This is a genomic window from Hydrogenophaga sp., assembly GCF_030373245.1.
GTDB lineage: Bacteria > Pseudomonadota > Gammaproteobacteria > Burkholderiales > Burkholderiaceae_C > Hydrogenophaga.
In genome coordinates, this window is sequence record NZ_JAUCZF010000009.1 from 20,585 (window position 1) to 45,445 (window position 24,861).

Consider the following 24,861-nt stretch of genomic DNA (forward strand, 5'->3'; position numbering starts at 1 on the left):
CATTTGATTGGATTTCTGCTCAAAATTTGCGCACACTGGCGGTTAGTACGGAGATTCCTCATGAGCGTTTCAAATATTCACCACTTCATCAACGGCCAGACCGCGGCGGGCAGCGCCCAGCGCGCCCAGGACGTTTTCAACCCCGCCACCGGGGCCGTCAGCGCGCGCGTGGCGCTGGCCAACGCCGCCGATGTCGACGCGGCGGTGGCCGCTGCGCAGGCGGCGTTTCCCGCCTGGGCCGACACGCCACCCATCCGCCGTGCGCGGGTCATGTTCAAGTTTCTCGAACTGGTCAACCAGCACAAGGACGAGCTGGCGCGCCTGATCACGCTGGAGCACGGCAAGGTGTTCACCGATGCGCAGGGAGAGGTGGCGCGCGGCATCGACATCATCGAATTCGCCTGCGGCATCCCACAGCTTCTCAAGGGCGACTTCACCGACCAGGTCTCCACCGGCATGGACAACTGGACCATCCGCCAGCCGCTGGGCGTGGTGGCCGGCATCACGCCGTTCAACTTTCCGGTGATGGTGCCCATGTGGATGTTCCCGGTGGCGATCGCTGCGGGCAACAGCTTTGTGCTGAAACCCAGCCCGATCGATCCTTCACCCTCGCTCTTCATGGGCGAGCTGCTGAAGCAGGCCGGGCTGCCCGATGGCGTCTACAACGTGGTGCAGGGCGACAAGGAAGCGGTGGACGCGCTGCTGGTGCACCCCGATGTGAAGGCCATCAGCTTCGTCGGCTCCACGCCGATTGCCAACTACATCTACGAGACCGGCGCCCACCATGGCAAGCGCGTGCAGGCGCTGGGCGGCGCCAAGAACCACATGGTCGTGATGCCCGATGCCGACCTCGACCAGGCCGTGGACGCACTGATCGGCGCGGCCTACGGCTCGGCCGGCGAGCGCTGCATGGCGATCTCGGTGGCGGTGCTGGTGGGCGACGTGGGCGACAAGATCATGCCGATGCTCAAGAAGCGGGCCGAGGCGCTCAAGATCAAGAATGGTCTGGAGCTCGACGCCGAGATGGGCCCCATCGTGACCCGTGTGGCTTACGAGCGCATCACTGGCTACATCGAAGCCGGGGAGAAGGAAGGGGCGAAGCTGCTGGTCGATGGCCGGAGCTTCCAGGGCAAGGCCGCCGGTGCGGGATGTGAGGCCGGCTTCTGGATGGGCGGCACGCTGTTCGACCACGTGACGGCCGACATGAAAATCTACAAGGAAGAAATCTTTGGCCCTGTGCTGAGCTGCGTGCGAGCCAAAGACTTTGCTGAAGCGGTGCAGCTCATCAACGACCACGAGTTCGGCAACGGCACCAGCTGCTTCACCCGCGACGGCAACGTGGCGCGCGAGTTCGCCCGCCGCATCCAGGTGGGCATGGTCGGCATCAACGTGCCCATCCCCGTGCCCATGGCCTGGCAGGGTTTTGGTGGCTGGAAGAAGAGCCTGTTCGGCGACATGCACGCCTATGGCGAAGAGGGTGTGCGCTTCTACACCAAGCAGAAATCGATCATGCAGCGCTGGCCGGAATCGATCGCGAAGGGCGCCGAGTTCGTGATGCCGACGGCGAAGTGATCATGTTTGCCAATTTGTTTTGGGGCGGGCTGGGTGCCCTGTTGGTCTGGATCGGCTGGGATACCTTTCGAGGAGGCAACTGGTGGAAGCGTCTCCCCGTGGATCAGCAGGACGCTGTGATCGGACTGCCATCTGCCCTACCTAATGAGGCAAATCAGGACGGGCGGGTGTATCTGCGCAACCGATTCGGAGGCTTCTTGTCGGCCTCCCCGCTGATGGGCTTGGCAGCAGCGCTGGCGGGTGCCTTCATGCTGGCGTTCAGCGTTGGGCTGATTGAGTAGCGCCGTGACCGATGGCAACAGCGCGTATGACCCTGATTTGGGTGACTGGAAAACGCTGATCACTGTGTTCAGCCCCACCGAGGCCTACCTGTTGCGCGGGGTGCTGCAAGCGGCTGGTGTGCCGGCTTCGGTGGCCGATGCGCACCTGGTGCAAGCCCATGGCCTGCTCGCGCCGGCGATTCCGGTGCGGGTCCAGGTGCCGGAGCAGCGCATGGACCAGGGCAAGCAGGTGCTGGCGGCTTTCGAGCGCGGCGACTATGGGCTGAGCGAAGACGAGGTGCATGAATGACCACCGCCACGAACGACCTCACGTTTGACTTCATCGTGGTCGGCGCTGGCACCGCAGGCTGCCTGCTGGCCAACCGGCTCAGCGCCAACCCCAGCCAACGCGTGTTGCTGATCGAGGCCGGCCGCCGGGACGACTACCACTGGATCCACATCCCCGTGGGCTATCTGTATTGCATCGGCAACCCGCGCACCGACTGGCTCTACCAGACCGAGCCCGATGCCGGGCTCAACGGTCGGCGCCTGCGCTACCCGCGAGGCCTGGGGCTGGGCGGCTGCTCCAGCATCAACGGCATGATTTACATGCGCGGCCAGGCGCGCGACTACGACGGCTGGGCACAGCTCACCGGCGACGAAGCCTGGACCTGGGCCAACGCATTGCCCGACTTCAAAGCCCACGAAGACCACCACCGGCTCGATGCCCAGGCCGATCCAGCTTTCGCCGCGCTGCACGGTAACGGCCGACGCGGCAGCACAGGTGAATGGCGCATCGAAAAGCAGCGCCTGCGCTGGGACGTGCTCGAGGCTTTTGCACAGGCCGCGCAGCAAGCCGGCTTGCCCGCGAGCAGCGACTTCAACACCGGCGACAACGAAGGTGTGGGCTACTTCGAAGTGAACCAGAAGTCAGGCTGGCGCTGGAACGCAAGCAAGGCGTTTCTGCGCCCGATTGCGCAGCGGTCCAACCTGACGGTGTGGACACAGACTCGCGTGAAGCGGCTGACGCTGGCGCGCGATGGCGCGGGTGCGCTGCGCTGCACCGGGGCCGAGCTGGTGCGCGGCGGGCAAAACGTCACTGTATCCTGTGCGCGCGAGCTGGTGTTGAGCGCGGGCAGCGTGAACTCGCCGCAGATTCTGCAGCTCTCGGGCATTGGCCCGGCGAGCCTGCTGCGCCAACACGGTGTCGACGTTCAGCACGATCTGCCGGGCGTGGGTGAAAACCTGCAAGACCATTTGCAGATCCGCACCGTGTTCAAGGTGACCGGGGCCAAGACGCTCAACACGCTGGCGAACTCGCTTTGGGGCAAGGCGATGATCGGGCTGGAGTACGCACTCAAGCGGACCGGCCCCATGAGCATGGCGCCCAGCCAGCTCGGCGCGTTCACTCGCAGCAGCCCGGACCAGCCGCATCCGAACATCGAATACCACGTGCAGCCGCTGAGCCTGGATGCGTTTGGCGAGCCGCTGCACAGCTTCCCCGCCTTCACTGCCAGCGTGTGCAACCTCAATCCGACCAGCCGCGGCCATGTGCGCATCCAGAGCCCGAGTTTTGAACATCCGCCTGCGATCGCGCCGCAGTACCTGAGCACGCCGGAGGATCGGCAGGTCGCGGCCGACAGCCTGCGCGTGACGCGGCGCATCGTGGCCCAGCCGGCGCTGGCGAAATACCAACCGGAAGAATTCAAACCTGGCGTGCAGTTCCAGACCGACGAGGAACTGGCCCGTCTGGCGGGTGACATCGCCAGCACCATCTTCCACCCGGTGGGCACCACAAAAATGGGCCGTGCGGATGACCCGATGGCCGTGGTGGACAGCCACCTGAAGGTCCGCGGCGTGGCGGGGCTGCGCGTGGTCGATGCCGGCGTCATGCCCACCATCACCAGCGGCAACACCAACAGCCCCACGTTGATGATTGCGGAGAAGGCGGCGCGCTGGATGGTGGAAGGCCGCTGACAGGCGCCCCCTCGAACCCGCCGCTCATCGCTGGCGAACCACCGTTCACCAAGGGAAAGCCCGGGTGCACAAGCCTGGTGCGCGCCGTTACATTGAGCAGGACTCGCACCAGCGCACCGCGCTGACGACCGCGGGAGGACCGAGGAGACAACCCTGTCCAGGCGCCACCCCAGCCGCCGCGTCCCAAGAGATGCAAACCACCACGACCGACCCCACAAGGGTCGGTTTTGTTTTGGGCGGTACGCCCGGGGGTGACAGTCACGCCGGTTGCGAGCCTATTGCGCGGCGACAATTCAACGCATGGAATTGCTGCTGGTCTCCACCGCCTCGTTTTTTGCCGGCTTTGTCGATTCCATCGTCGGCGGTGGCGGGCTCATTCTGGTGCCCGCGCTGTTCGCGGTCTTTCCCAATGCGCACCCGGCCACGCTGTTCGGCGTGAACAAGAGCGCCTCCATCTGGGGCACTGCAGCCGCCACAGTGCAATATGCCCGCCGGGTGCAAATGCCTTGGCGCGCGCTGTGGCCTGCGGCGATCGTGTGTTTTGCCGGCTCCATGTTCGGCGCCTGGACGGTCACCCAGATTTCGCCCGATTTCCTGCGCCGCCTGCTGCCGCTGATCCTGCTCGGCGTGTTGATCTACACGCTGGCGCGCAAAGACATGGGGCGCAACCACGCGCCGCGCTTCGCCGGGCGCCGCGAGGCCATGGCGGCTGCCACGCTGGGTGTGACCATCGGGTTTTACGACGGCTTTTTCGGCCCTGGCACCGGCAGCTTTTTCGTCTTCCTGTTCGTGCGCTGGCTGGGCTACGACTTTCTGCACGCCAGTGCCAGCGCCAAGCTGCTCAACACCACGTCCAACCTGGCAGCCTTGCTGCTGTTCGCCGCCAAGGGCCATGTGTGGTGGCACCTGGCGCTGGCGATGGCGGTGGCCAACGTGGTGGGCAGCCTGATTGGCACGCGGCTGGCGCTCAAGCATGGCAGCGGCTTCGTGCGTGGGGCCTTCATCATCGTGGTCGGCGCGTTGATTCTGAAGACGGGTTACGACGCCTGGGTGTGATGTTCTCCCCCCGCGCCGCCTGCGGCGTCACCCCCCCAGGGGGCGATGCCTGCGGCCTGGCAAAGCCAGTTCCGCGGTATCCTGAGTGAAGGCATTGCACGCCGGAGGGGAAGTCGTTCCAGGGCACCGCGGGACCGGCTTTGCCGGGCCGCCAGTGCCGCCCCCTGGGGGTGACGCCGCAGGCGGCGCGGGGGGGTGCCGTCAAGGCGCTGCGCGCAGCGCGGCGGGGATCGCCGGCTCCTCTGGCGGCCAGGGCATCTCGCTGGCTTTGAGCGGTGTCCCGATGGGTGCTGCTGCCTCGCCCTTTTGCACCGCGGCCAGGTCTTGTGCGTTGGGGTACTGATCCATCAGCAGGAAGTCGAACACTCGGCGCGCGATGGGCGCGGCGTGGGCGGAGCCGAAGCCGGCGTTTTCCACCACCACCGCCAGCGCCACGCGCGGCTGGTCCAGCGGTGCGAAGGCCACGTAAAGCGAATGGTCGCGCTGGTGTTCCTCGAGCTTGCGGGCATCGTACTTGTCTTTCTGGCCGATGGTCACCGCCTGGGCGGTGCCGGTCTTGCCGCCGCTGAGGTAGCCCGCGCCCGAAAACACGCGCGCCGCCGTGCCCTCGGTGGTCACGCCGTGCATCGCCTGCAAAATGGTTTTCACATGCTCGGGCTTGTAGCCCAGATTCACCGGCGTCTGGTCGACTTGCAGCGTGCGTTCGCGTGTCAACACATTTTCCGTGGCCAGCGTGAGTTGTGGCGTGTACTTGTAGCCACCATTGGCCAGGGTGGCCATGGCGTGGGCCACTTGCAGCATGGTGAAGGTGTTGTAGCCCTGGCCGATGCCCAGCGAAATGGTTTCACCGGCGTACCACTTCTTCTGCTCGGGGCGTTTGAAGGCGTTGCGCTTCCATTCCTGGTTGGGCAGCACGCCGCGCAACTCGCCGCGTAGGTCGATACCGGTGATCTGTCCGAAGCCCAGCGGCGCCATGAAGTCGTGCATGGCTTCCACGCCCATCTCGTTGGCCAGCGAGTAGTAGTACACGTTGCTTGACTTGATGATGCTGCGCGCCATGTCGACTGGCCCCAGCCCGCCGTCGCCGTGGCTGCGGAAACGGTGGTTGCCGAACATCCAGAACCCCGGGTCGTTGATGACGGTGCTGGCGGTGCGGGTGCCGGTTTCCAGTGCGGCCAGCGCCATGAACGGCTTGTAGGTCGAGCCCGGCGGGTAGGTGCCACGCAGCGCGCGGTTGAGCAGTGGCTTATCCAGCGACTCGTTGAGCGCTTTCCAGTTTTCCACGTCGATGCCTTCGACGAACAGGTTGGGGTCGAAGGTGGGCTTGCTCACAAAAGCCAGCACCTCGCCGCTGCGTGGATCGATCGCCACCAGTGCGCCCCGGCGCTGGCCAAACATGTCCTCGACGAGCTTTTGCAGCTGGACATCGATGGCCAGCACCACCGTGTTGCCGGGCGAGGCCGGTGTGTTGGCCAGCGAGCGCACCGCACGACCACCGGCTGACGTCTCGACCTGCTCGAAGCCGGTCACACCGTGCAGCTCCCGCTCGTACTGCTGCTCTGCGCCGAGCTTGCCGATGTGGTCGGTGCCGCGGTAGTTGGCCTGCTCTTCTTCGGGCCAGTCTTCGATGGCCTCTTTCTCGCGCTGGTTGATGCGGCCAATGTAGCCCACCACGTGGCTGGCAACATCGCCGTTGGGGTAGTGGCGGATCAGGCGGGCACGCACGTCGACTCCGGGGAATCGGTAGCGCTGCGCAGCAAAACGCGCCACTTCGTCGTCACTGAGCCGGGTGCGGATGGGCAGCGAGTCGAAGCTGCGCGACTCTTCCAGCAGCTTGCGAAAACGGCGCTTGTCACGCGGGTGGATTTCCACCACCTGGGTCAGCTCGTCGATAGTGGTGTCGAGATCGTCCACCTGGGAGGGCGTGATTTCGAGTGTGTAAGCGGAGAAGTTGGTGGCCAGCACCCGGCCCTTGCGGTCCAGGATCTGACCTCGGTTGGGCACCACCGGCAGCACCGCCGTGCGATTGCTCTCTGCCTGAGCCAGCAGATCGTCATGCCGCAGCACCTGCAGGTACACCATGCGCGCCGCCACCAGCCCAAACGCAATGAGCACCAGCAGCCCCGCCACCAGCACGCGGGTGCGGAAATGGCTCAGCTCGGCTTCGACGTTGCGAATTTCGGTCATGATCTTGCCCCTCCCCCGCGCAGCCTGCGCGGGGGGGCATATCTAGAGCGGTCTGTTGTCATCCGGATTGGGTGCACGGCGTTGCGGGGCGAGCAGCAGCACGCTGACCACCGGCCACAGCATGGCCTCGATCACCGGTGAGAGCAAGTAAGACCATCCCGGCAGCGTGCCGCCCGCAATCATGCGCACCGCGAGCTGCAGCAGGTGCATGGCCAGCAGCAGCGGGAAGATCTGCACCGCCTGGGTCGGTACCGGAAACCAGAGCAGTCGCCGGTGCATGGAGACCGCAAAAAAGCCCAACATGGTGTACGCCATCGCATGCTGGCCAAGCAGGGCGCCCTGGTGCAGGTCCATCATGAGACCAAAGAAGAACGCCACGCCCACGCCGACGCGCAGAGGCTGGTGCACGCCCCAGAACACCAGCACCACCGCCAGCAGATCGGGCACCCAGGCCGATCGACCCCACAGGCCCATGTTCATGGTCATGTTGATCACCAGCGCCGCCATCAGGCTGAACCAGATGAAGGCCGGGTTGGCAGGCAGCAGCAGCTGCTGACCAGGGCGCATGATCATGGCGCGCTCCTGGGGCCAGCGGGCGCATCGGAGGCGGACCGCTGTCCGCGCGCTGGTGTTGTGGGCAGCGGTGAGGGCGGCAGTGTCGCCCCAACGGGCGCCAGCACGAGCACGTGCAGCGCACCCTGGACGCGAGCCAGCGGCGCGCAGCCAATGCGGTTGAATGACGACTCGGCGCGGCGCTCGACCTCGCGCACCTGGGCCACCGGCAGGCCCGGCGGGTACACGCCATCCACGCCACTGGTGGTCAGCAGATCGCCTGGGTTGATGTCGGCATTGGCCAGCGTGTAGCGCAGCTCCAGGCCGTCGCCGCTGGCCGATGGCTGTCCGTAGGCCACGCCGCGCACGCCCGTGCGTGCGTTGAGCACCGGAATCGCCTGGTCGCGGTCGATCAGCAGCGTGACTTCGGATAACAGCGGGTAGACCCGCGTCACCTGGCCCAGCACACCGCTTTCATCGATCACGGGAGAGCCTGGCACGATGCCGTGGGTCTGGCCGCGGTCGATCACCACCTTGCGCGAATAGGGATCAGCCGAGTCGTAGAGCACTTGCGCGCCGGTGGCGGGCGTGGTGATGCGCTCTCGCATGGCCAGCAGCTCGCGCAGGCGCCGGTTTTCGAGGTCCAGCTGTTCCACTTGCAGGCTGCGCTCAGCCTGCACCGCGAGCCGCCGCAAGGCCTCGGCCTCGCCGGTCTGGGCAGCGTGCAGCGAGTGGAAGTAGTGGCCGACCTCGCCAGCAGCGTTCACCGGCTGCAGGACCAGCCACTGGACCGGATACAGCACCGTGGCAATGGCTGCGCGGATCGGCGCGGTGAGCTTGAAGCGCACGTCGGCCACCATCAGGAGCAGCGCCAGGGCGCTGAACACCACCAGTTTCGACAGGGCCGACGGACCCTGCTTGAAGAAGGGAGGCGGTGTCCGGTCGAGGGTGCCCAGTGGCATGTCGGGGTGGGCGCGTGCGCTGGTCGGGAGCGGGCTGGCAAACGCCCGCAGCGCTTATTCGCTGGTGAAGATGGTGCCCAGGCGCTCCATGCGCTCCAGGGCCATGCCACAACCGCGCACCACGCAGGTCAGCGGCTCTTCGGCCACCAGCACCGGCAGGCCGGTTTCTTCGGCCAGCAGGCGGTCCAGGTCTCGCAGCAGCGCGCCACCGCCGGTCAGCATCATGCCGCGCTCGGCAATGTCTGCACCCAGCTCGGGCGGCGTGTGCTCCAGTCCCATCTTGACCGCCGAGACTATGTTGTTCAGCGGATCGGTCAGGGCTTCGAGGATCTCGTTGCTGGAGATGGTGAAGCTGCGCGGAACGCCTTCGGACAGGTTGCGACCTTTGACTTCCATCTCTTTGACTTCGCTGCCCGGGAAGGCCGAGCCGATGTGCTTCTTGATCGCCTCGGCCGTGGGTTCTCCGATCAGCATGCCGTAGTTGCGGCGGATGTAGGCAATGATGGCGTCGTCGAAGCGGTCACCGCCCACACGCACACTGCCCTTGTAGACCATGCCGCCGAGCGAAATCACGCCGACCTCGGTGGTGCCGCCGCCAATGTCCACCACCATGGAGCCGGATGCGTCGGACACCGGCAGTCCGGCTCCGATGGCTGCGGCCATCGGTTCTTCGATCAGGTACACCTCGGAGGCGCCAGCGCCCAGGGCCGACTCGCGGATGGCCCGGCGCTCGACCTGGGTCGAACCGCAGGGCACGCAGATGATGATGCGCGGGCTCGGCTTGAACATCGAGCGCGGGTGCACCATCTTGATGAACTGCTTGAGCATCTGCTCGGTGACAGTGAAGTCGGCGATCACGCCGTCTTTCATCGGGCGGATCGCCTCGATGTTGCCAGGCACTTTGCCCAGCATGGCCTTGGCTTCGTGGCCCACCGCCTGGATGGTCTTTTTGCCCTGGGGACCGCCTTCGTGGCGGATCGACACCACCGAGGGTTCGTCGAGCACAATCCCCTTGCCGCGCACATAGATCAGTGTGTTGGCCGTACCCAGGTCGATGGCCAGGTCGGTCGAGAATTGCCGACGGAACGCTTCAAACATACGCAAAAGTCCTGTGGGGCACGCGCGCAGCCGTTTGCGCCCATCGCCCGGGTGTGGGCCGGCAAGCAGGCCGGCAGTCGGTTCTAAGTGTTTGATTCCATGGCAAAAAGCGCAGCATGCCGAGTTTTGCCACCAAACCTTGGATAATACCGTATCCCCTGTGCACAACCGCTGCGTTCCGAGGGGGTCAGCCGCCCAGTTACAACCCGTTTCAGGGGTGTTTTCGCACCCCGGGCCGGTGTCTTTTGTTTTTTTCAATCCGTCATGTCCCTGACCCTTACCGATATCGGGCGCATCGCCAAGCTGGCGCGCCTGGAGCTCGATGGCCAGCACAGCGAACGCTTGCTGGGCCAACTCAACGGCTTTTTCGACATCGTCGAGCAGATGAATGCAGTCGATACCACCGGCGTCGAGCCCCTGGCCCACCCCACGGCCGTGATCGACCACGTGAGCCTGCGGCTGCGTCCCGATGTCGCCAGCGAACCGAATAACCGCGAGGCGAACCAGAAGAGTGCACCCGCGGTCGAGCGAGGCCTGTTCCTTGTGCCCAGGGTGATCGAATGAGGGATCTTCACGACATGGGCGTGACCGAGCTGGCTGCCGCCATCGCCGCCAGGCAGACCTCCGCCGTGGAAGCCGCGCAGCATCTCCTGGTCCGCGCCCGGCAGCACGAAGGACTCGGCGCATACCTCGCGTTCAACAAAGACGCGACCCTGGCGCAGGCGCGTGCGGCCGATGCGCGACTCGCTGCTGGCGAGCGCGGCCCGCTGCTGGGCGTACCGCTGGCGCACAAAGACATCTTCGTCACCACCGATTTCCCCACCACCGCCGGCTCGAAGATGCTGCAGGGTTACCAGAGCCCGTTCAACGCCACCGTGGTGCAGCGCCTGGCCGATGCCGGTGCGGTGAGCCTGGGCAAGCTCAATTGCGACGAGTTCGCCATGGGCTCGGGCAACGACAACTCGGCCTACGCGCCTGCTCACAATCCTTGGGACGTGAGCCGAGTGCCTGGCGGCTCCTCGGGTGGCAGCGCGGCCGCCGTGGCCGCGCGCCTGGTGCCGGCAGCCACCGGCACCGACACCGGCGGGTCGATCCGCCAGCCCGCGAGCTTCACCGGCATCACCGGCATCAAGCCGACCTACGGACGCTGTTCGCGTTACGGCATGGTGGCCTTCGCCTCCAGCCTCGACCAGGCTGGCCCCATGGCTCGCAGCGCAGCCGACTGCGCTGTCCTGCTCTCCACCATGGCTGGGCCGGACATCGACCGCGATTCCACCAGCCTGGACCACCCGGCAGAAGACTACACCGCTGCGCTGAACCAGCCGCGCGAAGGCGCCACCGCCAGCCAGCCGCTCAAGGGTTTGCGCATCGGCTTGCCGACTGAGTTTTTTGGCGCCGGCTGCGCGCCGGACGTGATCAATGCTGTGCGCGCCGCGCTTGCCGAATACCAGAAACTTGGCGCCACCTTGGTCGACATCTCGCTGCCGAGAACCGAGCTGTCCATTCCTGTCTACTACATCATCGCGCCGGCCGAAGCCTCAAGCAACCTCAGCCGCTTTGATGGCGTGAAGTTTGGTCACCGTGCTGCGCAGTACACGGATCTGGCCGACATGTACCAGAAAACGCGCAGCGAGGGCTTTGGCCCCGAGGTGCAGCGCCGCATCATGATCGGTACCTATGTGCTGAGCCACGGCTACTACGACGCGTATTACCTCAAGGCGCAGCAGATCCGCCGCCTGATCGCGCAAGATTTCCAGCAGGCCTTCACGCAATGCGATGTGATCGCTGGTCCGGTGGCGCCGACCGTGGCGTGGAAAATCGGCGAAAAGAGCGAAGACCCGCTGGCCAACTACCTGGCTGATATCTACACCCTCTCCACCTCGCTGGCGGGCCTGCCCGGCATGAGCGTGCCGGCCGGGTTCGGCGCGGGCGGCATGCCCGTGGGTCTGCAGCTCGTGGGCAATTACTTCAAGGAGGGTGAGCTGTTGCAGACCGCATACGCCTTCCAGCAGGCCACCGACTGGCACTTGCGCACCGCGCAGGGCTTCTGACCATGAGTTCCTCAAACCCGCTCCTCGTGCGTGGCTATGAAGTCGTGATCGGCTTCGAGACGCACGCCCAGCTCGCCACGCAATCCAAGATCTTCAGCCGCGCGCCGATCGCCTTTGGTGCTGAGCCCAACACGCAGGCCTGCGCGGTGGACCTGGCCCTGCCGGGCACGCTGCCGGTGATGAACCGCGAAGCGGTGGCGCATGCGATTCGCCTGGGTCTGGCGCTGGGCTCACACATCGCCGAGCAGAGCGTCTTTGCGCGCAAAAACTACTTCTACCCAGACCTTCCCAAGGGCTACCAGATCAGCCAGTTCGAGATCCCGGTGGTGCAGGGCGGCGAAGTGTCGTTCCTGCTGGGTGACGAGAAGAAGACGGTGCGCCTGGTGCGCGCCCACCTGGAAGAGGACGCAGGCAAATCGCTGCACGAAGAATTCCACGGCATGAGCGGCATCGACCTCAACCGCGCGGGTACGCCATTGTTGGAAATCGTGACCGAACCCGACATGCGCTCGACCGCTGAGGCTGTGGCCTACGCGAAGGAGCTGCACAAGATCGTGACCTGGATTGGCGTCTGCGACGGCAACATGCAGGAAGGTTCGTTCCGCTGCGACGCCAACGTGTCGGTGCGCAAGCCGGGTGCGCCGCTGGGCACGCGCCGCGAAATCAAGAATTTGAACAGCTTCAAGTTCATGCAGCAGGCGATCGACTACGAGATTCGCTGGCAGATCGAGCAGATCGAAGACGGCCACGACATCCAGCAGGCCACGGTGCTGTTCGACCCCGACACGGGCGAGACGCGCGCCATGCGCACCAAGGAAGACGCGGCCGACTACCGCTACTTCCCCGACCCGGATCTGCCGCCGCTGGTGGTTTCGCGCAGCTGGGTGGAAGAGGTGAAGGCGACGATGCCGGTTCTTCCTCGCGTGCTAGCGGACACCTTCGTTAACCAATATGGGCTCCCTGAGTACGACGCATCGCAACTCACCCAGAGCCAGGCGGTTTCCAAGTACTTCTTGGACGTCACACGCCTCAGTGAGCAGCCCAAGATGGCCAGCAACTGGATCATGGGCGAGGTATCGCGCCGCCTGAACAACGAAGACAAGGACATCACACAGGTGCCTGTGAGTGCCGACACGCTCGCTGCGCTGCTCCGGCGCATCGCCGACGGTACGTTGTCCAACAACGCCGCTAAGCAGGTGATGGATGCGCTTTGGGCGGGCGAGGGTCATGAGGTCGACGCCATCATCGAGGCCAAAGGCCTCAAGCAGATGAACGACAGCGGCGCGCTGGAGAAAATCATCGACAAGGTGATGGCGGACAACGTACCCATGGTCGAGCAGTACCGCGCCGGCAAGGACAAGGCCTTCAACGCCCTGGTGGGCCTGGTCATGAAAGCCAGCAAAGGCAAGGCGAACCCGCAGCAGGTCAATGACGTGCTGAAGCAGAAACTTCAGTGAAGGTGTGCAGCGCTCGTGCGCTGCGGGGCCAGCTCAGCGAGTGGTGATGGCCGAGCCGCCAGTGGTCAGGCCGCGCCAGAGCTGGCGCAGCTTGACCAGTTCTTCGTCAAAGCGGGCGTTGATGCGGGCCTTTTCCAGCGCCTGCTCGTCGAGAAATCGCTTCTGCACCAAGGCCTGGCTTTCGTTGTCTTCCAGCTTGCGCTTGAGCCAGCTCGGCGCCTTGTTGATGTCGCCCTGGTAAAACTCCAGCTCGGTGTCGACTTCCTTGCGCTGTTTGGCCAGCGAGTCCACCCGCCGCTTCACCGCGTTGACCACCTCGTCGATCTGCACCAAGGCCTCGGCGCGCTCCTTGTCGTGCACGCTCTGATTGGGGTAACGGATCAGCAGCGCCCGGTCGCGGCGCTTTTCTTCAGCGATGCGCGCCTGCACCTCTTCTTCGGCGCGGCGCTGGGCGTCCAGCTTGGCGCGCTCGTCGGCCGTGTAGCTCGGTGGCAGTACCCGCTTGGTGACGCCGGTGCGGCCCAACTCGCGCTGTTCGCGGTCCAGGCACTCCATGATGGGGCGATCCGACGTGATGCGCCGGCCCTTGCTGTCGATGCAGGTGTAGATGCCTTGTCCGGCCTGAGCCCAGGCGCCGCCAGCGAGGGCACAAGCCATCAAGGCTCCGAGCGCCGCGCAAGGGGTGGATCGTGAAACCGGAAAAACTCTCAGCACAGACAATTCCTCATGCCACACCGTAGCGCAGGCGGTAGGCCAGCACCCGGTCTCGCTCGCTTTGGAGCGCCTGGTTGGCGTGTAAGTTCAGATACTGCAGCAAATCGTCCAGCGTCGCAATGGCACAGACCTGCAGACCCAGCTCGCGTTTCACGTACTGCACCGCACTGTGATCCACATCCCGCATCACGCCATCGGGGCCGGCCTCGGTGGCCTTTTCCTGGCGGTCCAGCGCAATTGCCACCGCGTGGGGCGTCGCACCGGCGGCCCGGATCAGCGCGATCGACTCGCGCACCGCGGTACCGGCCGACATCACATCGTCCACGATCAGCACGCGGCCCCGGAGCGGCGCACCGACCAGCGAGCCGCCCTCGCCGTGGTCCTTCGCCTCCTTGCGGTTGTAGGCAAACGGCACATTGCGGCCCAGCCGCGCGAGCTCGATCACCACCGCAGCGCCCAGCGGAATGCCCTTGTAGGCCGGGCCGAAGACCATGTCGAACTGGACCCCGTGGGCGATGAGGGCCTGTGCATAAAATTGGGCAAGGCGCCCGAGCTTGGCGCCGTCGTCGAACAGGCCGGCGTTGAAGAAATACGGCGACAGCCGCCCGGCCTTGGTCTTGAATTCGCCAAAGCGCAACACGCCGGCGTCCACGCAGAACTGCACAAAGTCCTGCGCCAGCACGCCGCCTTCGGCACCGCCTTGGGCCGTGCCCGTCTCCAACACCATGGGAAATTCCTTGTTCAAACTGACCAGCCTCAACCTCAACGGCATCCGCTCCGCCACCAGCAAGGGGCTGGAGGGCTGGCTGGCCACACACCGGCCCGATTGTATTTGCGTGCAGGAGGTCAAGGCCCAGGCTCCCGATGTGAGCGGCCGCTTCGAGGCGCTGGCCGGTCTTCAGGGGCACTTCCACTTTGCTGAGAAGAAAGGCTACTCGGGTGTGGGCGTCTACACCCGCCACGAGCCGAGCGAGGTGGTCGCCGGTTTTGACGGGGGCGAGTTCGATGCCGAAGGCCGTTGGGTTGAACTGCGTTTTGACACGCCCCAGCGAAAGCTCTCGCTCATCAGCGCCTACTTTCCCAGCGGTTCGTCGGGCGAAGAGCGCCAGCTCGCCAAGTACCGATTCCTGGACCTGATGGCCCCACACCTCAAGGCCTTGAGGCAGCAGCGCGAATTCATCCTGTGTGGCGACATCAATATCGCTCACCAGAACATCGACCTGAAAAACTGGCGCAGCAACCAGAAGAACAGCGGCTTCCTGCCCGAAGAGCGAGCCTGGATGACCACGCTGCTGACCGATGGCGGCCTGGTCGACGTGTACCGCCAGCTGCAGCCCGAGGCCACCGAGACTGCCTACACCTGGTGGAGCAACCGCGGCCAGGCCTACGCCAACAACGTGGGGTGGCGGCTGGATTACCACCTGGCCACGCCAACGCTGGCCGCACAGGCGAAGCGCGAAGCGGTCTACAAGGAAGAAAAGTTCAGCGACCATGCGCCGCTGACGATCGAATACAGCTTCAAACTCTGAACACTGGCCGGTCATGCCGGGGCTGGCATCGATTTGCTTCGGCAGGCATCGCACGGCCTGGCCCAGCAGACAGCCGCTACCGCGTCGCGCCTGGGGTCAAGCCGCGAGCCGCACCTCCAGCGCCCCGAAAGGTCCGAAATCCGCGCAGACCCGGTCACCTGGCTCGACCGAAAGCGGCACCATGCAGGTGCCGGTTGACACATACTGGCCCGCCTGCAGCGCGACGCCGCGCGACGACAGCTCGTTGACCAGCCAGGTCAGTGCCGTGTAGGGGTCGCCCAGCGCGGCCCGCCCGTCGCCGACGCGCTTGAAGCGCGGTTCGCCAGCCGCATCGAAGACGGTGGCGTGTACCTGGGTCTGGCGCAGGTCGTGCTCGCGCCAGCCAACGGCCGCCGCCGCGCCGAATACGAATGGGCCGCAGCAGGCGTTGTCGGCCAGCAGCTGCGCTTCGCCCGCCGCGGTGAAGTCGGTGTAGCGCGAATCGGGCACCTCAAAGGCGGGGTGCAGTGATGCCAGCGCGGCCAGTACCTCGGGCTGGCTGCGCGGTGTGGCGCGCGGCGCGAGATCGGCCCCGAGCCGGAACGCGAATTCGGGCTCGACCACCCGCATGCGATTGCCCGTCAAAGACACGGTATCTCCGGTTGCATGCACATAGCTCGCCAGGATGCGCCCCGGCAAAGGACCGCCGACGTTGATGTGCGCCTGCCCGGCGGCGCTGGTCGCAGCGATCTTCCAGCCGACCACCGCCTGCCCGCTGACTACTGGCCACGCGGCCTGGACCGCATGACCTTGCGCCGCATGCTCGGGTCGCAGGACTTCGGGCAGGCTGCCCACCGTGGTACCGGCGCAGCGGTGTTGCCACAGCAACTGTGCAGCGCGATGAGCAGGGGTGTCCATGGTGGCGTGCGCGGCGCGGTTGTCGACCACTCAGGCCGTTTGCAGCACCGAAGCCGACTTGTAGATCGACTGCTTGGGACTTGCCATCACGCGGCGCAGCAGGGGCTCAAACTCGGCCAGCGGCAGTGTCTCGCCCTTCGGGTCAAACGCCGGGTTGTCGTACAGCGCGCAGAACTCGGCGGTGCGCTCGTAGGCCAGATGGGCCTTGAAGTTGTCGCGCAGGTCTCGGTTCAGGCCGATGTGCTGGAAGAAGTAATAGCCTTGAAAGATCGCGTGGTGCTTGACCATCCAGTGGTTTTCCTCGCTCACAAAAGGCTGGAGGATGGCGGCACCGATGTCGGCGTGGTTGTGGCTGCCCAGGGTGTCGCCGATGTCGTGCAGCAGTGCGCAAACCACGTACTCCTCGTCACGGCCGTCCTTGAGCGCGCGCGTGGCGGTCTGCAGGCAGTGGGTGTAGCGGTCCACCGGAAAGCCGCCGTAGTCGTTTTCCAGCAGGCGCAGGTGGGTGATGATGCGGTCGGGCAGCTGGGCTGCGAACCGCATGAACTCTCCGCCAATGGTTTGCCAGTCGGCGGCGGTGCTGTCTTCCATGCGGGTGAAGGTGGCGCGGTGTTCCATGGCTAGTCTCCGAGTTCTGGGCATATTTTCGGCGCCGCAGTCGGCGGCACTTGAAACATTCTGAACGCCCTGGACTCTCTCGGCTCGTGCATGGGTGACAGCGGCAAGGTGCGCCGCTGCCTCACCGATCAGTGCACCGCTTGCCAGCCGCCGCCAGCGCGACGCTCCACCGCAGGCTGCTCGCCATCGAGCCGAAACAGGTGCAGCCAGCCGTTGCCGACCAGATCGCGCACCACCGCGTGCTGCTCGATGATGGCGTCGATGGCGGCGCGCGGCGCTTCAATGAAGACCGAGAGGCGCAGCGGTGTGTGGCGCAGGCGGTCGCCGTCGTGCAGCGATTGCAGGGGCAGGCCGATGCGCAGGTCCCCGCCGTTGCCCTCGAACACGCCCAGGCGAGCGCCCACCACGTTGTGCAGCAACTTGTTGCCGCTGCCGTAACGCCGCTGGTCCAGCGCGCTGGCGTGGTACTGCAGGTTGATCCAGTTGGTGACCACCATGGGTGCGGTCATGATCAGCGTGAGCACGCCAAAGCCCTTGTCCTGCCGCCAGTCGTAGTCGTGCAGAAAACTGCGGCCACCCAGGTTCATGCCCTTCGTGCGTGCGCGCGGCGCTACGATGAAGGCGGCGTTGTCGGCCAGGCCCCACTCGGGTCGCACCTGGGCCCAGTCGTTGGCGCGTTCGCGCAGCGAGCGTTCCAGACCCGGCGCGTCGCCGGCCAGATGCGCCAGGCCGAGCGCGGGCGCACGTTCGGCGCGGGCGCGCTGACCAGCGGTTTGCAATGCGGTGCGCAACGCGGCGAGCGCGTTGTGCAGGCCGGGCGGCACGGCGTCGGTGTCGAAAAGCTGCACCTCGTCGGTCGTGGTGTTGTGCAGCGCGGGCAGGAAGTGGGTCGCCTCGGGAATGAACACGCCCAGCGCGGCGAGCTCGGCGCGCACTGCCGGTGTGTTGAGCAGATCGGCCAGCGCGCGGGCGTTGACTTCGCCGGTCTGGCCACCGCAGGCGCCGCAGTCCAGACTCGCGGCGTGCGGGTTGTTGGTGGTCTGGCTGCCGTGGCCGACCAGCATCACCAGCGGAGCAAAGTCTTTCACGATGCCCATGGCATTGAGGATGCCGGCCGCCAGGCTGGCGGCGGCGGCCGGGTCGGTGCAGGCCTGCGGCAGGCGTGGGCGGTGAGCAGATTCGGTGGTGTCGAGACCTGCGTCTTCCCAGCGGGCGGGCTGGCCTTCGCTGGGCAAGGTGTCTTTCAGCAGCTTGGGGCCGTAGGCGAGGCCGCAGGTCTCCACGAAACTGAAGCCCGAAGCAGCGGCTGCGCGCAGATCGGCCCAGCGCTGGCGCCAGGCGAGCGCGCCCTGGCGCCGCTCGGTCAGCGCCTGCCCGAGGCCTTTTTCTTCGGTGAGGTGCTCGCTGACCGTGATGGCGGGCGCGAGCAGACCAGGCAGCTGAGGCCGGGTCAGCGCGCTGCCGGCCGGGCGGTAGGCGATGGGCAGACCAAAGAAGCCTGCGAAACCGCGCGTGTCGATGCCAGGAGAGGCAGATTCGAGGGCGCGGCGAAACACCTCGGAGCGCACGTCGATGCAGAAGACCGCCTGCACCTCGGGCTTGGGCGCTGCCGGCGCTGGCCGCTGCAGAGCGGCCAGCAGGCCATCGCTCAGCGGCTGCTGATAGGCGATTTCCAGCGCGGTTTGCAGCAGCCAGTCGGTGCTTTGCTCTGCGTGGTGTCGGGCGATTTCGGCGTCGGCATGTGCCCATTGTTTGACCCAGCCGTCGCCTGTGGGTGCGGGCACGCCCGCCACCGCGGCGTCGTCGCGCAGCAGCAGTTCCCACGCCAGCCGGATGGCCAGCAGGTGCACGATCTGGTCATCATCACGGCCACCCAGACGCGCCTGCCAGCGCTCGAAGGCGCACCAGGCGGCCCAGCCGTTGATGCTCAGCAGCAACGCGCTGAGGTAGTGGACGTGGGCGCTCGCGGGCACCTCCAGGGCGTCAAGTGCATGGGTGATCAGTGCCAGCGGATTGCTGGGCAGGGCCCTGATGTGCACGGCTGCGTCGCGATGCGCCTGGTGCCAGGGCAGACCGCGGTCGGCGGCGATCTGCCGCTGCCAGGTGGCGAGCAGGCCGGCGCGCCGGTCCATTCCCCAGCGGGCCTGGCCGGCATCGAAAAACGCGGCGCAGTGCTGGCTGATCTGTTGGGTCACGAGGTCGCGCCAGGGCAGTGGCGAGGCGGGCAGCAGCGACTGCATGCGCTCGGTGAGCAGTGGCAGCGCGCGCAGAGACGGCTCGGGCGATTGCATGGCACGGATGAGTTCGTCGGCTGTGGCCTGGCTACCCTGGCGAGTGATCGCGGCATGCAGGTGGTCAACGGTCAGATGGCCGGCGGCCCAGTACCGCTTGAAGTCGGCGCGTGAGTGCGTGAGGCGGGTGCCGGCGAGGGCGCCGAGCGCTGCCGCTGCCTGGGGCGCGGGGCTGCTGAGCCAGCCCCAGTAGGGGTTGACCGCAATGAACTGGTCGAGCGGCCAGGTGGGTGCGATGCGGTCGCAGGCCTGGGCGATGGCGTTGGAGACCGAGATGGTGTTCAGGGGAAGGTCCACGGGGGCATTCATGATGAGATTCGAGATGGGGTTTCAGGAGCGGGCGGTGGCAAGCGGCGGGGACGTGGGCGATGGTCGAGTCTCGGCAGGGCGCAGCGGCCAGAGGCGGAACACGGCGCGGCTGAACCGTTCGTCCAGGAAAAGGCCGCCATAAAACGCCGGGTAGAGCCGCGTAGCGAGCGCACCCTGGGGCTGCGTGGTCAGCGCACATTGCAGTCCGAACAGCGCGGCGAACGCGGTGGCCACGAAAACCGCGCCGATCGGGCCAGGCGCTTGCGCGGGGGGACTGGCCCAGGTGACCAGCCAGGCGTGCAGACCGAAGTAGATGACTGCGAGTGCGAACGCGCCGCCAGCCACCTTCAACACACCTGCGGTACCCTGGGCGGTGGATTGCAGCAGCGGCACCAGCGCCAGCGTGAGGATGCCGCCCATCACCCAGAGGGCAGGAGTTTCGGTGCCTTGCACGCCCCCGGCCTGCAAGGCGAGCGCCGCAGCTCCTGTCATCACGAAGCTGGCGAATGCGCCCAACAACAAGTTTGAGGCGCTGGGCGGTACGCCGGCGGGCGCCAGCTGGCGCACCTGGTTCTGGCGCACGGTGCCACCCGCAGCCAGGAAGCAGTGGGCTTTGTAGAGCGAGTGCGCGACCAGGTGCAGCAGCGCCATCTCCCACAGTCCCAGACCACACTGCATCACCATGAACCCCATTTGCGCAGTGGTGGACCAGGCCAGCATCACCTTGATGCTGATGCGCGTGGTCATCACCAGCGCGGCGACTACCGCGGTGAGCGTGCCAGCGAGCACCATCAAGCCCATGGCCAGCGGCATCTCGGCGACCAGCGGCGAGAGCCGGATCAGCACATAGCCGCCCAGGTTGACCACGCCAGCGTGCAGCAGGGCGGACACCGGTGTCGGTGCCTCCATCACCTGGATCAACCAGCCGTGAAACGGCAGCTGGGCGGTCTTGAGCAGCACCGCGACCACCACCAACAGCGTGGCGATCTGCGCGGTCACCGGCAGTGTCGGGGCCTGGGTGGCGGCTCGCAGCAACTGGTCGATCTGCAGGGTGCCAAAGGCGGCATACAGCAGGCCGGCGGCGGCCAACATGCACGCATCGGCCGCCCGACCAACGATGAACTTCTTGTGGGCCGCCACCTGGGCAGCGGGCCGTGCTGCAAAAAAGGTGAGCAGGCGGTGCAGGGCGAAGCTGGTTGCCAGCCAGGCCAGGGCCAGCAGCAGATGGTTGCTGGTGACGACCACCTGCACCGCGGCCAGCGTGGCCAGCAGCCAGGCCACGTAACGCGCTTCGCCGCGCTCGGCGTTCAGGTAGGTCTGCGAGTAGCGCACGATGCACCAGCCGACAAAGCTCACGAGCAGCAGCACGGTGGCACCGATAGCGTCGATGCGCAGGCCCCAGGCCTGCCCGGCTGGTGCAAACAGCAACATCAGCGCATTGGCCAGGCTGAGCAGCAGCGCGGCCGAGCTGGCGCCGCGCGCCAGGCTCCAGGCGGGTGACGCACGGCGGTTCGCTACAAGGGCCGCCAGCATCAGCGTGGCAATCGGGGCCAGCAGCAGAAAAGCCTGTGAGATGGGCAGCGTCGGCAGAATATCTGAGGTCATGGTGGGCAGCTTGGTGGTGGATGCCTGCAGGCGGGGCAGTCGGCCCACTGGGCAGGCAAGAAAACGCAACAGCCAGACTGTGCCCAGGTTCTTGCTTTCCGTAAAATTCATTGTTGTTGACAAAATGTTCTTTAATAAAGAACGATCAAGCCGTGCAACGCCTCAACTACCACCACCTTCACTACTTCTGGGCGGTTGCCAAGGAAGGCAACCTCACCCGCGCCGCCGCGCGCCTTCACGTGTCGCAATCGGCGCTCTCGACCCAGATCAAGCAGCTCGAAGATCAGCTCGGCCAGGCGCTGTTCGAACGCCATGGTCGTGCACTCGTGCTGACCGCTGCTGGCCAGCTTGCACTGAGCTACGCCGAATCCATCTTCACCTCTGGCACCGAGCTCATGGCGCTGCTTCGCGACGGACGCCGCCTGGAGCGCGAGGTGATGCGCATCGGCGCGGTCGCCACGCTGTCGCGCAACTTCCAGGAGAACTTTCTGACACCTCTCCTGGCTCGCAGCGATGTCGAGCTGGTGCTGCAGTCAGGCAGCCTCTCCGAACTGCTGTCGCGCTTGCGGGTGCACACGCTGGATATCGTGCTGTCCAACCAGCGGGTGCACAGCAGCGCCGACGACCCCTGGCGCTGCCGACGCATCGCGCGTCAGCCCATCAGCCTGGTCGGGCCGCCGCGCAAGAGCCGCCGCGCCTTCCGGTTTCCCGCCGACCTGGCATCGGTTCCGCTGCTGTTGCCCGGCCCAGCGAGCGACATCCGAGCCAGCTTTGATCTGTTGTGTGATCAGCTTGGTATTCGCTACACGCTGCGCGCAGAGGTGGATGACATGGCGCTGTTGCGCCTGCTGGCACGGGACTCGGGTGGTGTGGCCCTGTTGCCCACGGTGGTGGTTCAGGACGAACTGAAGAGCGGGGCGCTGGTCGAATACGCGGTGGTGCCCGACCTTCAAGAGAGTTTTTATGCCATCACGGTGCAGCGCCATTTCGAGCCGCCCTGGCTCAAGGCGTTGCTGCAGCGGCCCGAGGCTGAGGTGTTGCGGCGCGGTTGATGTCTCGACGTGGGCGCGCCCCGGCGAAGAAAGCGCTCAGCAGTTCAGACCAGGTACGCCACGCCAAACACCAGCACCATGGACAGACCGATCCCGAGCTTCACCACCGCCGCGATCAGGAAGCCCAGGCCGGCCGCGAGACCCGCGCGGGCGGCTTGAGCACGGTCGCGCTTGGCCACCCATTCGCCGGTCATGGCGCCCGCAATCGGCCCCAGCAGCAGGCCGGGGAGCCCCCCGAACAGACCCAGCACCGCCCCGGCGCCCGCGCCAGCCACAGCCTGCCCGCTCGCGCCTGCGCGCCTCACCCCGATCAACGCCGCGAGGTAGTCCACTGGCCAGGCCAGTGCCGCCATCAGCGCCAGCACCAGCAAAACCGAGACGCTCACCTGCGTGTAGTCACCCAGCCAGGCGGCCAGCCACAAACCACCCAGCAGCAATGGCGTACCCGGCAGCAGCGGCAGCACCAGCCCGGCCAGGCCGAGCAGAACGCTGGCACCCGCAAGCATCCAGAGAGCGATATCCATGGCGAAGCGCTGCCGTTTCCGACGCGATCAGCCTGCTGGCTGAAGGTGCAACGGTGCGCGTTTGGCCCTGTCTGAGCGTTGACGCGCCGTGATGGGTGAAGTGTTCTCCGCCCGTGCGCTGCGACTGATCAGGCGCTGGCGCAGCACCGTGGCAGCGGCTTCGATGGAGGCCTGCCACGAACGCGCGGTGGCTGTCACGGCCACTGGCTCTTGACCAGGCACCGCGACTTCGACCCGGCAGCGTTTGTCCACGCCGCCATCGGGCCCGTTGATGTCCTCCAGCTGAACGCGCACCTGCGCCACAGAGCCGTGCAAACGGCGAAGCGCCCGGCGCATGCGCGCCAGGGAGCGCTGATGCCAGAGTGCGCCTTCAGGATCGGGGGAGCGGAAATGCATGTCCATGTGAACTCCAGGTTGTGTCTCGGAAGATGCAATGTGCGCGACACCATGTTCTTTAAAAAGCAGCCAATTGCGAATTTACACATCGAAAAAGACTGCATAAATATTTCGTCAATCTCTTGTTTTCCAGGGCGATGAAAGCACATCGATCCCGGTTTTTCGATGTCACTTTTCGCGTCTGCCTGCTTGGCTGGCTCCTGGGGGGCACCTAAGGTGCAAAGCGCTAAGCGATCCGCGGCGCAGCGAGCAAACATGGCCCGCCTCGTCATGTGCAGACCGTCCTCCCTGGTGAGGACTTTTCAGGAGACATTCATGCAGAGCTTTGAGATCAACAGCCCGCAAGCTGCCGCGCAGGTGGTGGCATTGGCTCTGGTGGCAGACGGCGAGATCGGTCACGATGAACTCGCGCTGCTCGACAGCATGAACGTGCACGAACAGCTCGACCTCGCGCGCGACGAGATGTTCGATGTGATGCGCGATTTCTGCCGTGAAGCACTCAGCAGCCCGCCCTCTGCCTGGTCTCACGACTGTCCGCTGGACGAGCGTGAGGTGACTCAGCTCATGGCGCAGATCACCCAGCCTGTCTTGCGCCAGCGCGTGCTGCAGATCTGCGTGCAGATCGCCGAGGCCGATGGCGAGGTGGCGGACGGTGAGTCCCTGGTGCTCAACGCCGTTGTAGAACATTGGGGATTGCAGCGTCAGATGCTGCGCCCGATGAACGACTGGCCGATGGCGCGCGCCGCCTGAGGCGCTCGGTGGCCGGGAAGGCCGGTGGCTGGGTTACAGTTCGGCGGTCCGGATGCCTGTTTCTTGCTAACAAAGACTGAACGATCGACGTCGGCAGACGTGGCTTTCGGTGCTGTTGGTTGATCGTTCGTTCGCTGCAAAGATTCAACGAAGCTCGGATGTTTTCAAGCTCTCTAACAAAGATTGAACAGGTGTTTTGAGCTTTCAAGCTGTGCTTGCGGGGCTGAAGACCGCGTAGTAGCCTTTACCTGAGAACATCAGCTTCGATGGGTACTGTCGCGTTAGCACCGATTGGCAGGCAGCATGTCTGCGATCAGATTCAGAGCACGGTAATGACGCCACCATTGCCCAGGTGCTGCCAGGGCAGGCCCAGCACCAGTGCATCGAACTGTGGGCGACTGAGCCAGCCGAGGCGACGCCCTCACGCGGCCAGACGAACTTGCCGCTGTTCAGGCGGCGCGCCGCCAGCCACACCCCAATGCCGTCGTGCACCAGCACCTTCATGCGGTTGGCCCGCCGGTTGGCAAACAGGTAGGCGTGTGCGGGCGTGCAGCACCGAAGACGGCCACCACGCGGGCCAGCGCGGTGTCTGTGCCGGCACGCATGTCCAGCGGCTCGGTAGCCAGCCACAGGGCGTCGATGCGGATCACTTGAGCAAGTCCCGCATCCAGGCCGCGCAGTGCTCGGCGGCCGAAACCGGCCAGGTCAGCGACACGCTGGTGGCGCCACGGCGAAGCTCTATGCGGATGTCTGGGGCCGGTACGCAGTTGGGTGCAGGCAGCGCCACAGGCACGAAGGTCGGGACTTGCACATCTGTGCTGGGGGCATGGGCCAGGCGGCGGCACTTATGCACGACGTTGGCGTTGATGCCGTGCGAGAGCGCCACGCTGGCCACCGAGGCGTCGGGCTGGTGCACTCGGCCAGGATCTGCTGCTCACGCTCGGCGCTGTGCCGCCGACGGGTCTTGGTCTTGGCTTCGGTCATGGTGTCCACCTATCTCGTTT

The 24,861-nt window shown here is 65.7% G+C and carries 25 protein-coding genes; 11 read left to right on the forward strand and 14 right to left on the reverse strand.

Features of this window, described 5'->3' with window-relative positions:
- Positions 1–60 precede the first annotated feature (60 nt).
- The 5 genes from QUV25_RS17360 (at position 61) to QUV25_RS17380 (ending at position 4,865) form a co-directional block, all read left to right on the forward strand.
- Positions 61–1,572: a CoA-acylating methylmalonate-semialdehyde dehydrogenase gene (locus QUV25_RS17360; RefSeq protein WP_300865801.1), complete on the forward strand. Its 1,512-nt coding sequence runs from the start codon at positions 61–63 to the stop codon at positions 1,570–1,572.
- 2 nt (positions 1,573–1,574) lie between these two features.
- On the forward strand, positions 1,575–1,853 hold the full coding sequence (locus tag QUV25_RS17365) for a hypothetical protein (protein ID WP_300865803.1): 279 nt from the start codon (positions 1,575–1,577) through the stop codon (positions 1,851–1,853).
- Positions 1,854–1,857: 4 nt separating this feature from the next.
- Complete coding sequence (locus QUV25_RS17370) at positions 1,858–2,142, forward strand: DUF2007 domain-containing protein (protein WP_300865804.1); 285 nt, start codon at positions 1,858–1,860, stop codon at positions 2,140–2,142.
- Positions 2,139–3,809: a GMC family oxidoreductase N-terminal domain-containing protein gene (locus QUV25_RS17375; RefSeq protein WP_300865807.1), complete on the forward strand. Its 1,671-nt coding sequence runs from the start codon at positions 2,139–2,141 to the stop codon at positions 3,807–3,809. The genes QUV25_RS17370 and QUV25_RS17375 overlap by 4 nt, the downstream gene beginning before the upstream one ends.
- A 300-nt stretch (positions 3,810–4,109) precedes the next feature.
- Positions 4,110–4,865 carry a TSUP family transporter gene (locus tag QUV25_RS17380; protein WP_300865809.1) on the forward strand — a complete coding sequence of 252 codons (756 nt, stop codon included), beginning with the start codon at positions 4,110–4,112 and terminating at the stop codon, positions 4,863–4,865.
- 201 nt (positions 4,866–5,066) lie between these two features.
- Here the strand turns inward: QUV25_RS17380 and mrdA are convergent, their stop codons facing one another.
- From mrdA to QUV25_RS17400, 4 genes are read right to left on the reverse strand one after another with little or no spacing between them, the layout of a single operon-like run.
- Entirely contained in the window at positions 5,067–7,052 is a 1,986-nt protein-coding gene (gene mrdA, locus QUV25_RS17385) for a penicillin-binding protein 2 (RefSeq protein ID WP_300865811.1), read from the reverse strand.
- Between the two features lie 42 nt (positions 7,053–7,094).
- Positions 7,095–7,625 carry a rod shape-determining protein MreD gene (gene mreD / locus QUV25_RS17390; RefSeq protein WP_300865813.1) on the reverse strand — a complete coding sequence of 177 codons (531 nt, stop codon included), beginning with the start codon at positions 7,623–7,625 and terminating at the stop codon, positions 7,095–7,097.
- Positions 7,622–8,566: a rod shape-determining protein MreC gene (gene mreC / locus QUV25_RS17395; protein ID WP_300865815.1), complete on the reverse strand. Its 945-nt coding sequence runs from the start codon at positions 8,564–8,566 to the stop codon at positions 7,622–7,624. Before mreC ends, mreD begins: the two co-directional genes overlap by 4 nt.
- A gap of 54 nt (positions 8,567–8,620) precedes the next feature.
- The gene (locus QUV25_RS17400; protein WP_300865817.1) at positions 8,621–9,664 is read right to left on the reverse strand and encodes a rod shape-determining protein; all 1,044 of its coding nucleotides are present in this window, start codon (positions 9,662–9,664) and stop codon (positions 8,621–8,623) included.
- Positions 9,665–9,928: 264 nt separating this feature from the next.
- On the opposite strand from QUV25_RS17400, the gene gatC reads away from it, so the two are divergent.
- Genes gatC through gatB form a run of 3 tightly spaced genes read left to right on the forward strand, consistent with a single transcriptional unit; the run spans position 9,929 to position 13,172 of the window.
- Positions 9,929–10,228 carry an Asp-tRNA(Asn)/Glu-tRNA(Gln) amidotransferase subunit GatC gene (gene gatC, locus QUV25_RS17405; protein WP_300865819.1) on the forward strand — a complete coding sequence of 100 codons (300 nt, stop codon included), beginning with the start codon at positions 9,929–9,931 and terminating at the stop codon, positions 10,226–10,228.
- Positions 10,225–11,715, forward strand: coding sequence for an Asp-tRNA(Asn)/Glu-tRNA(Gln) amidotransferase subunit GatA (gene gatA / locus QUV25_RS17410; RefSeq protein WP_300865820.1), 1,491 nt, complete (start codon positions 10,225–10,227; stop codon positions 11,713–11,715). Before gatC ends, gatA begins: the two co-directional genes overlap by 4 nt.
- A gap of 2 nt (positions 11,716–11,717) precedes the next feature.
- A complete protein-coding gene (gatB, locus tag QUV25_RS17415; protein WP_300865822.1) occupies positions 11,718–13,172 on the forward strand; it encodes an Asp-tRNA(Asn)/Glu-tRNA(Gln) amidotransferase subunit GatB in 1,455 nt (484 codons plus the stop codon).
- A gap of 33 nt (positions 13,173–13,205) precedes the next feature.
- Here the strand turns inward: gatB and QUV25_RS17420 are convergent, their stop codons facing one another.
- The gene (locus tag QUV25_RS17420) at positions 13,206–13,829 is read right to left on the reverse strand and encodes a DUF4124 domain-containing protein (RefSeq protein ID WP_300865824.1); all 624 of its coding nucleotides are present in this window, start codon (positions 13,827–13,829) and stop codon (positions 13,206–13,208) included.
- A gap of 67 nt (positions 13,830–13,896) precedes the next feature.
- On the reverse strand, positions 13,897–14,613 hold the full coding sequence (gene pyrE / locus QUV25_RS17425; RefSeq protein ID WP_300865826.1) for an orotate phosphoribosyltransferase: 717 nt from the start codon (positions 14,611–14,613) through the stop codon (positions 13,897–13,899).
- A 10-nt stretch (positions 14,614–14,623) separates the two neighbouring features.
- Here pyrE and QUV25_RS17430 point away from each other — a divergent pair, with 10 nt between their 5' ends.
- Positions 14,624–15,415, forward strand: coding sequence for an exodeoxyribonuclease III (locus QUV25_RS17430; RefSeq protein WP_300865828.1), 792 nt, complete (start codon positions 14,624–14,626; stop codon positions 15,413–15,415).
- A 96-nt stretch (positions 15,416–15,511) separates the two neighbouring features.
- Here the strand turns inward: QUV25_RS17430 and QUV25_RS17435 are convergent, their stop codons facing one another.
- From QUV25_RS17435 to QUV25_RS17450, 4 genes are all read right to left on the reverse strand, one after another.
- Positions 15,512–16,312: a hydratase gene (locus QUV25_RS17435; RefSeq protein ID WP_300865829.1), complete on the reverse strand. Its 801-nt coding sequence runs from the start codon at positions 16,310–16,312 to the stop codon at positions 15,512–15,514.
- 30 nt (positions 16,313–16,342) lie between these two features.
- Positions 16,343–16,930, reverse strand: a complete 588-nt coding sequence (locus QUV25_RS17440) for an HD domain-containing protein (RefSeq protein ID WP_300865831.1) — start codon at positions 16,928–16,930, stop codon at positions 16,343–16,345.
- Between the two features lie 128 nt (positions 16,931–17,058).
- The gene (locus QUV25_RS17445; RefSeq protein ID WP_300865833.1) at positions 17,059–19,530 is read right to left on the reverse strand and encodes a YbcC family protein; all 2,472 of its coding nucleotides are present in this window, start codon (positions 19,528–19,530) and stop codon (positions 17,059–17,061) included.
- A 21-nt stretch (positions 19,531–19,551) separates the two neighbouring features.
- The gene (locus QUV25_RS17450; RefSeq protein WP_300865835.1) at positions 19,552–21,246 is read right to left on the reverse strand and encodes an NADH-quinone oxidoreductase subunit L; all 1,695 of its coding nucleotides are present in this window, start codon (positions 21,244–21,246) and stop codon (positions 19,552–19,554) included.
- A 41-nt stretch (positions 21,247–21,287) separates the two neighbouring features.
- Here QUV25_RS17450 and QUV25_RS17455 point away from each other — a divergent pair, with 41 nt between their 5' ends.
- Positions 21,288–22,187, forward strand: a complete 900-nt coding sequence (locus tag QUV25_RS17455; RefSeq protein WP_300865837.1) for a LysR family transcriptional regulator — start codon at positions 21,288–21,290, stop codon at positions 22,185–22,187.
- Between the two features lie 44 nt (positions 22,188–22,231).
- Here QUV25_RS17455 and QUV25_RS17460 read toward each other — a convergent pair whose 3' ends face one another.
- Positions 22,232–22,711 carry a DUF456 family protein gene (locus QUV25_RS17460; protein ID WP_300865838.1) on the reverse strand — a complete coding sequence of 160 codons (480 nt, stop codon included), beginning with the start codon at positions 22,709–22,711 and terminating at the stop codon, positions 22,232–22,234.
- Positions 22,712–22,738: 27 nt separating this feature from the next.
- Positions 22,739–23,113 carry a hypothetical protein gene (locus QUV25_RS17465; protein ID WP_300865840.1) on the reverse strand — a complete coding sequence of 125 codons (375 nt, stop codon included), beginning with the start codon at positions 23,111–23,113 and terminating at the stop codon, positions 22,739–22,741.
- A gap of 309 nt (positions 23,114–23,422) precedes the next feature.
- On the opposite strand from QUV25_RS17465, the gene QUV25_RS17470 reads away from it, so the two are divergent.
- Positions 23,423–23,857: a TerB family tellurite resistance protein gene (locus QUV25_RS17470; RefSeq protein WP_300865842.1), complete on the forward strand. Its 435-nt coding sequence runs from the start codon at positions 23,423–23,425 to the stop codon at positions 23,855–23,857.
- 204 nt (positions 23,858–24,061) lie between these two features.
- Here QUV25_RS17470 and tnpB read toward each other — a convergent pair whose 3' ends face one another.
- Both tnpB and QUV25_RS17475 read right to left on the reverse strand, forming a co-directional pair.
- Entirely contained in the window at positions 24,062–24,487 is a 426-nt protein-coding gene (tnpB, locus tag QUV25_RS18300; protein WP_366945692.1) for an IS66 family insertion sequence element accessory protein TnpB, read from the reverse strand.
- 16 nt (positions 24,488–24,503) lie between these two features.
- A complete protein-coding gene (locus tag QUV25_RS17475) occupies positions 24,504–24,773 on the reverse strand; it encodes an IS66 family insertion sequence element accessory protein TnpB (RefSeq protein WP_300865844.1) in 270 nt (89 codons plus the stop codon).
- Positions 24,774–24,861: the final 88 nt, after the last annotated feature.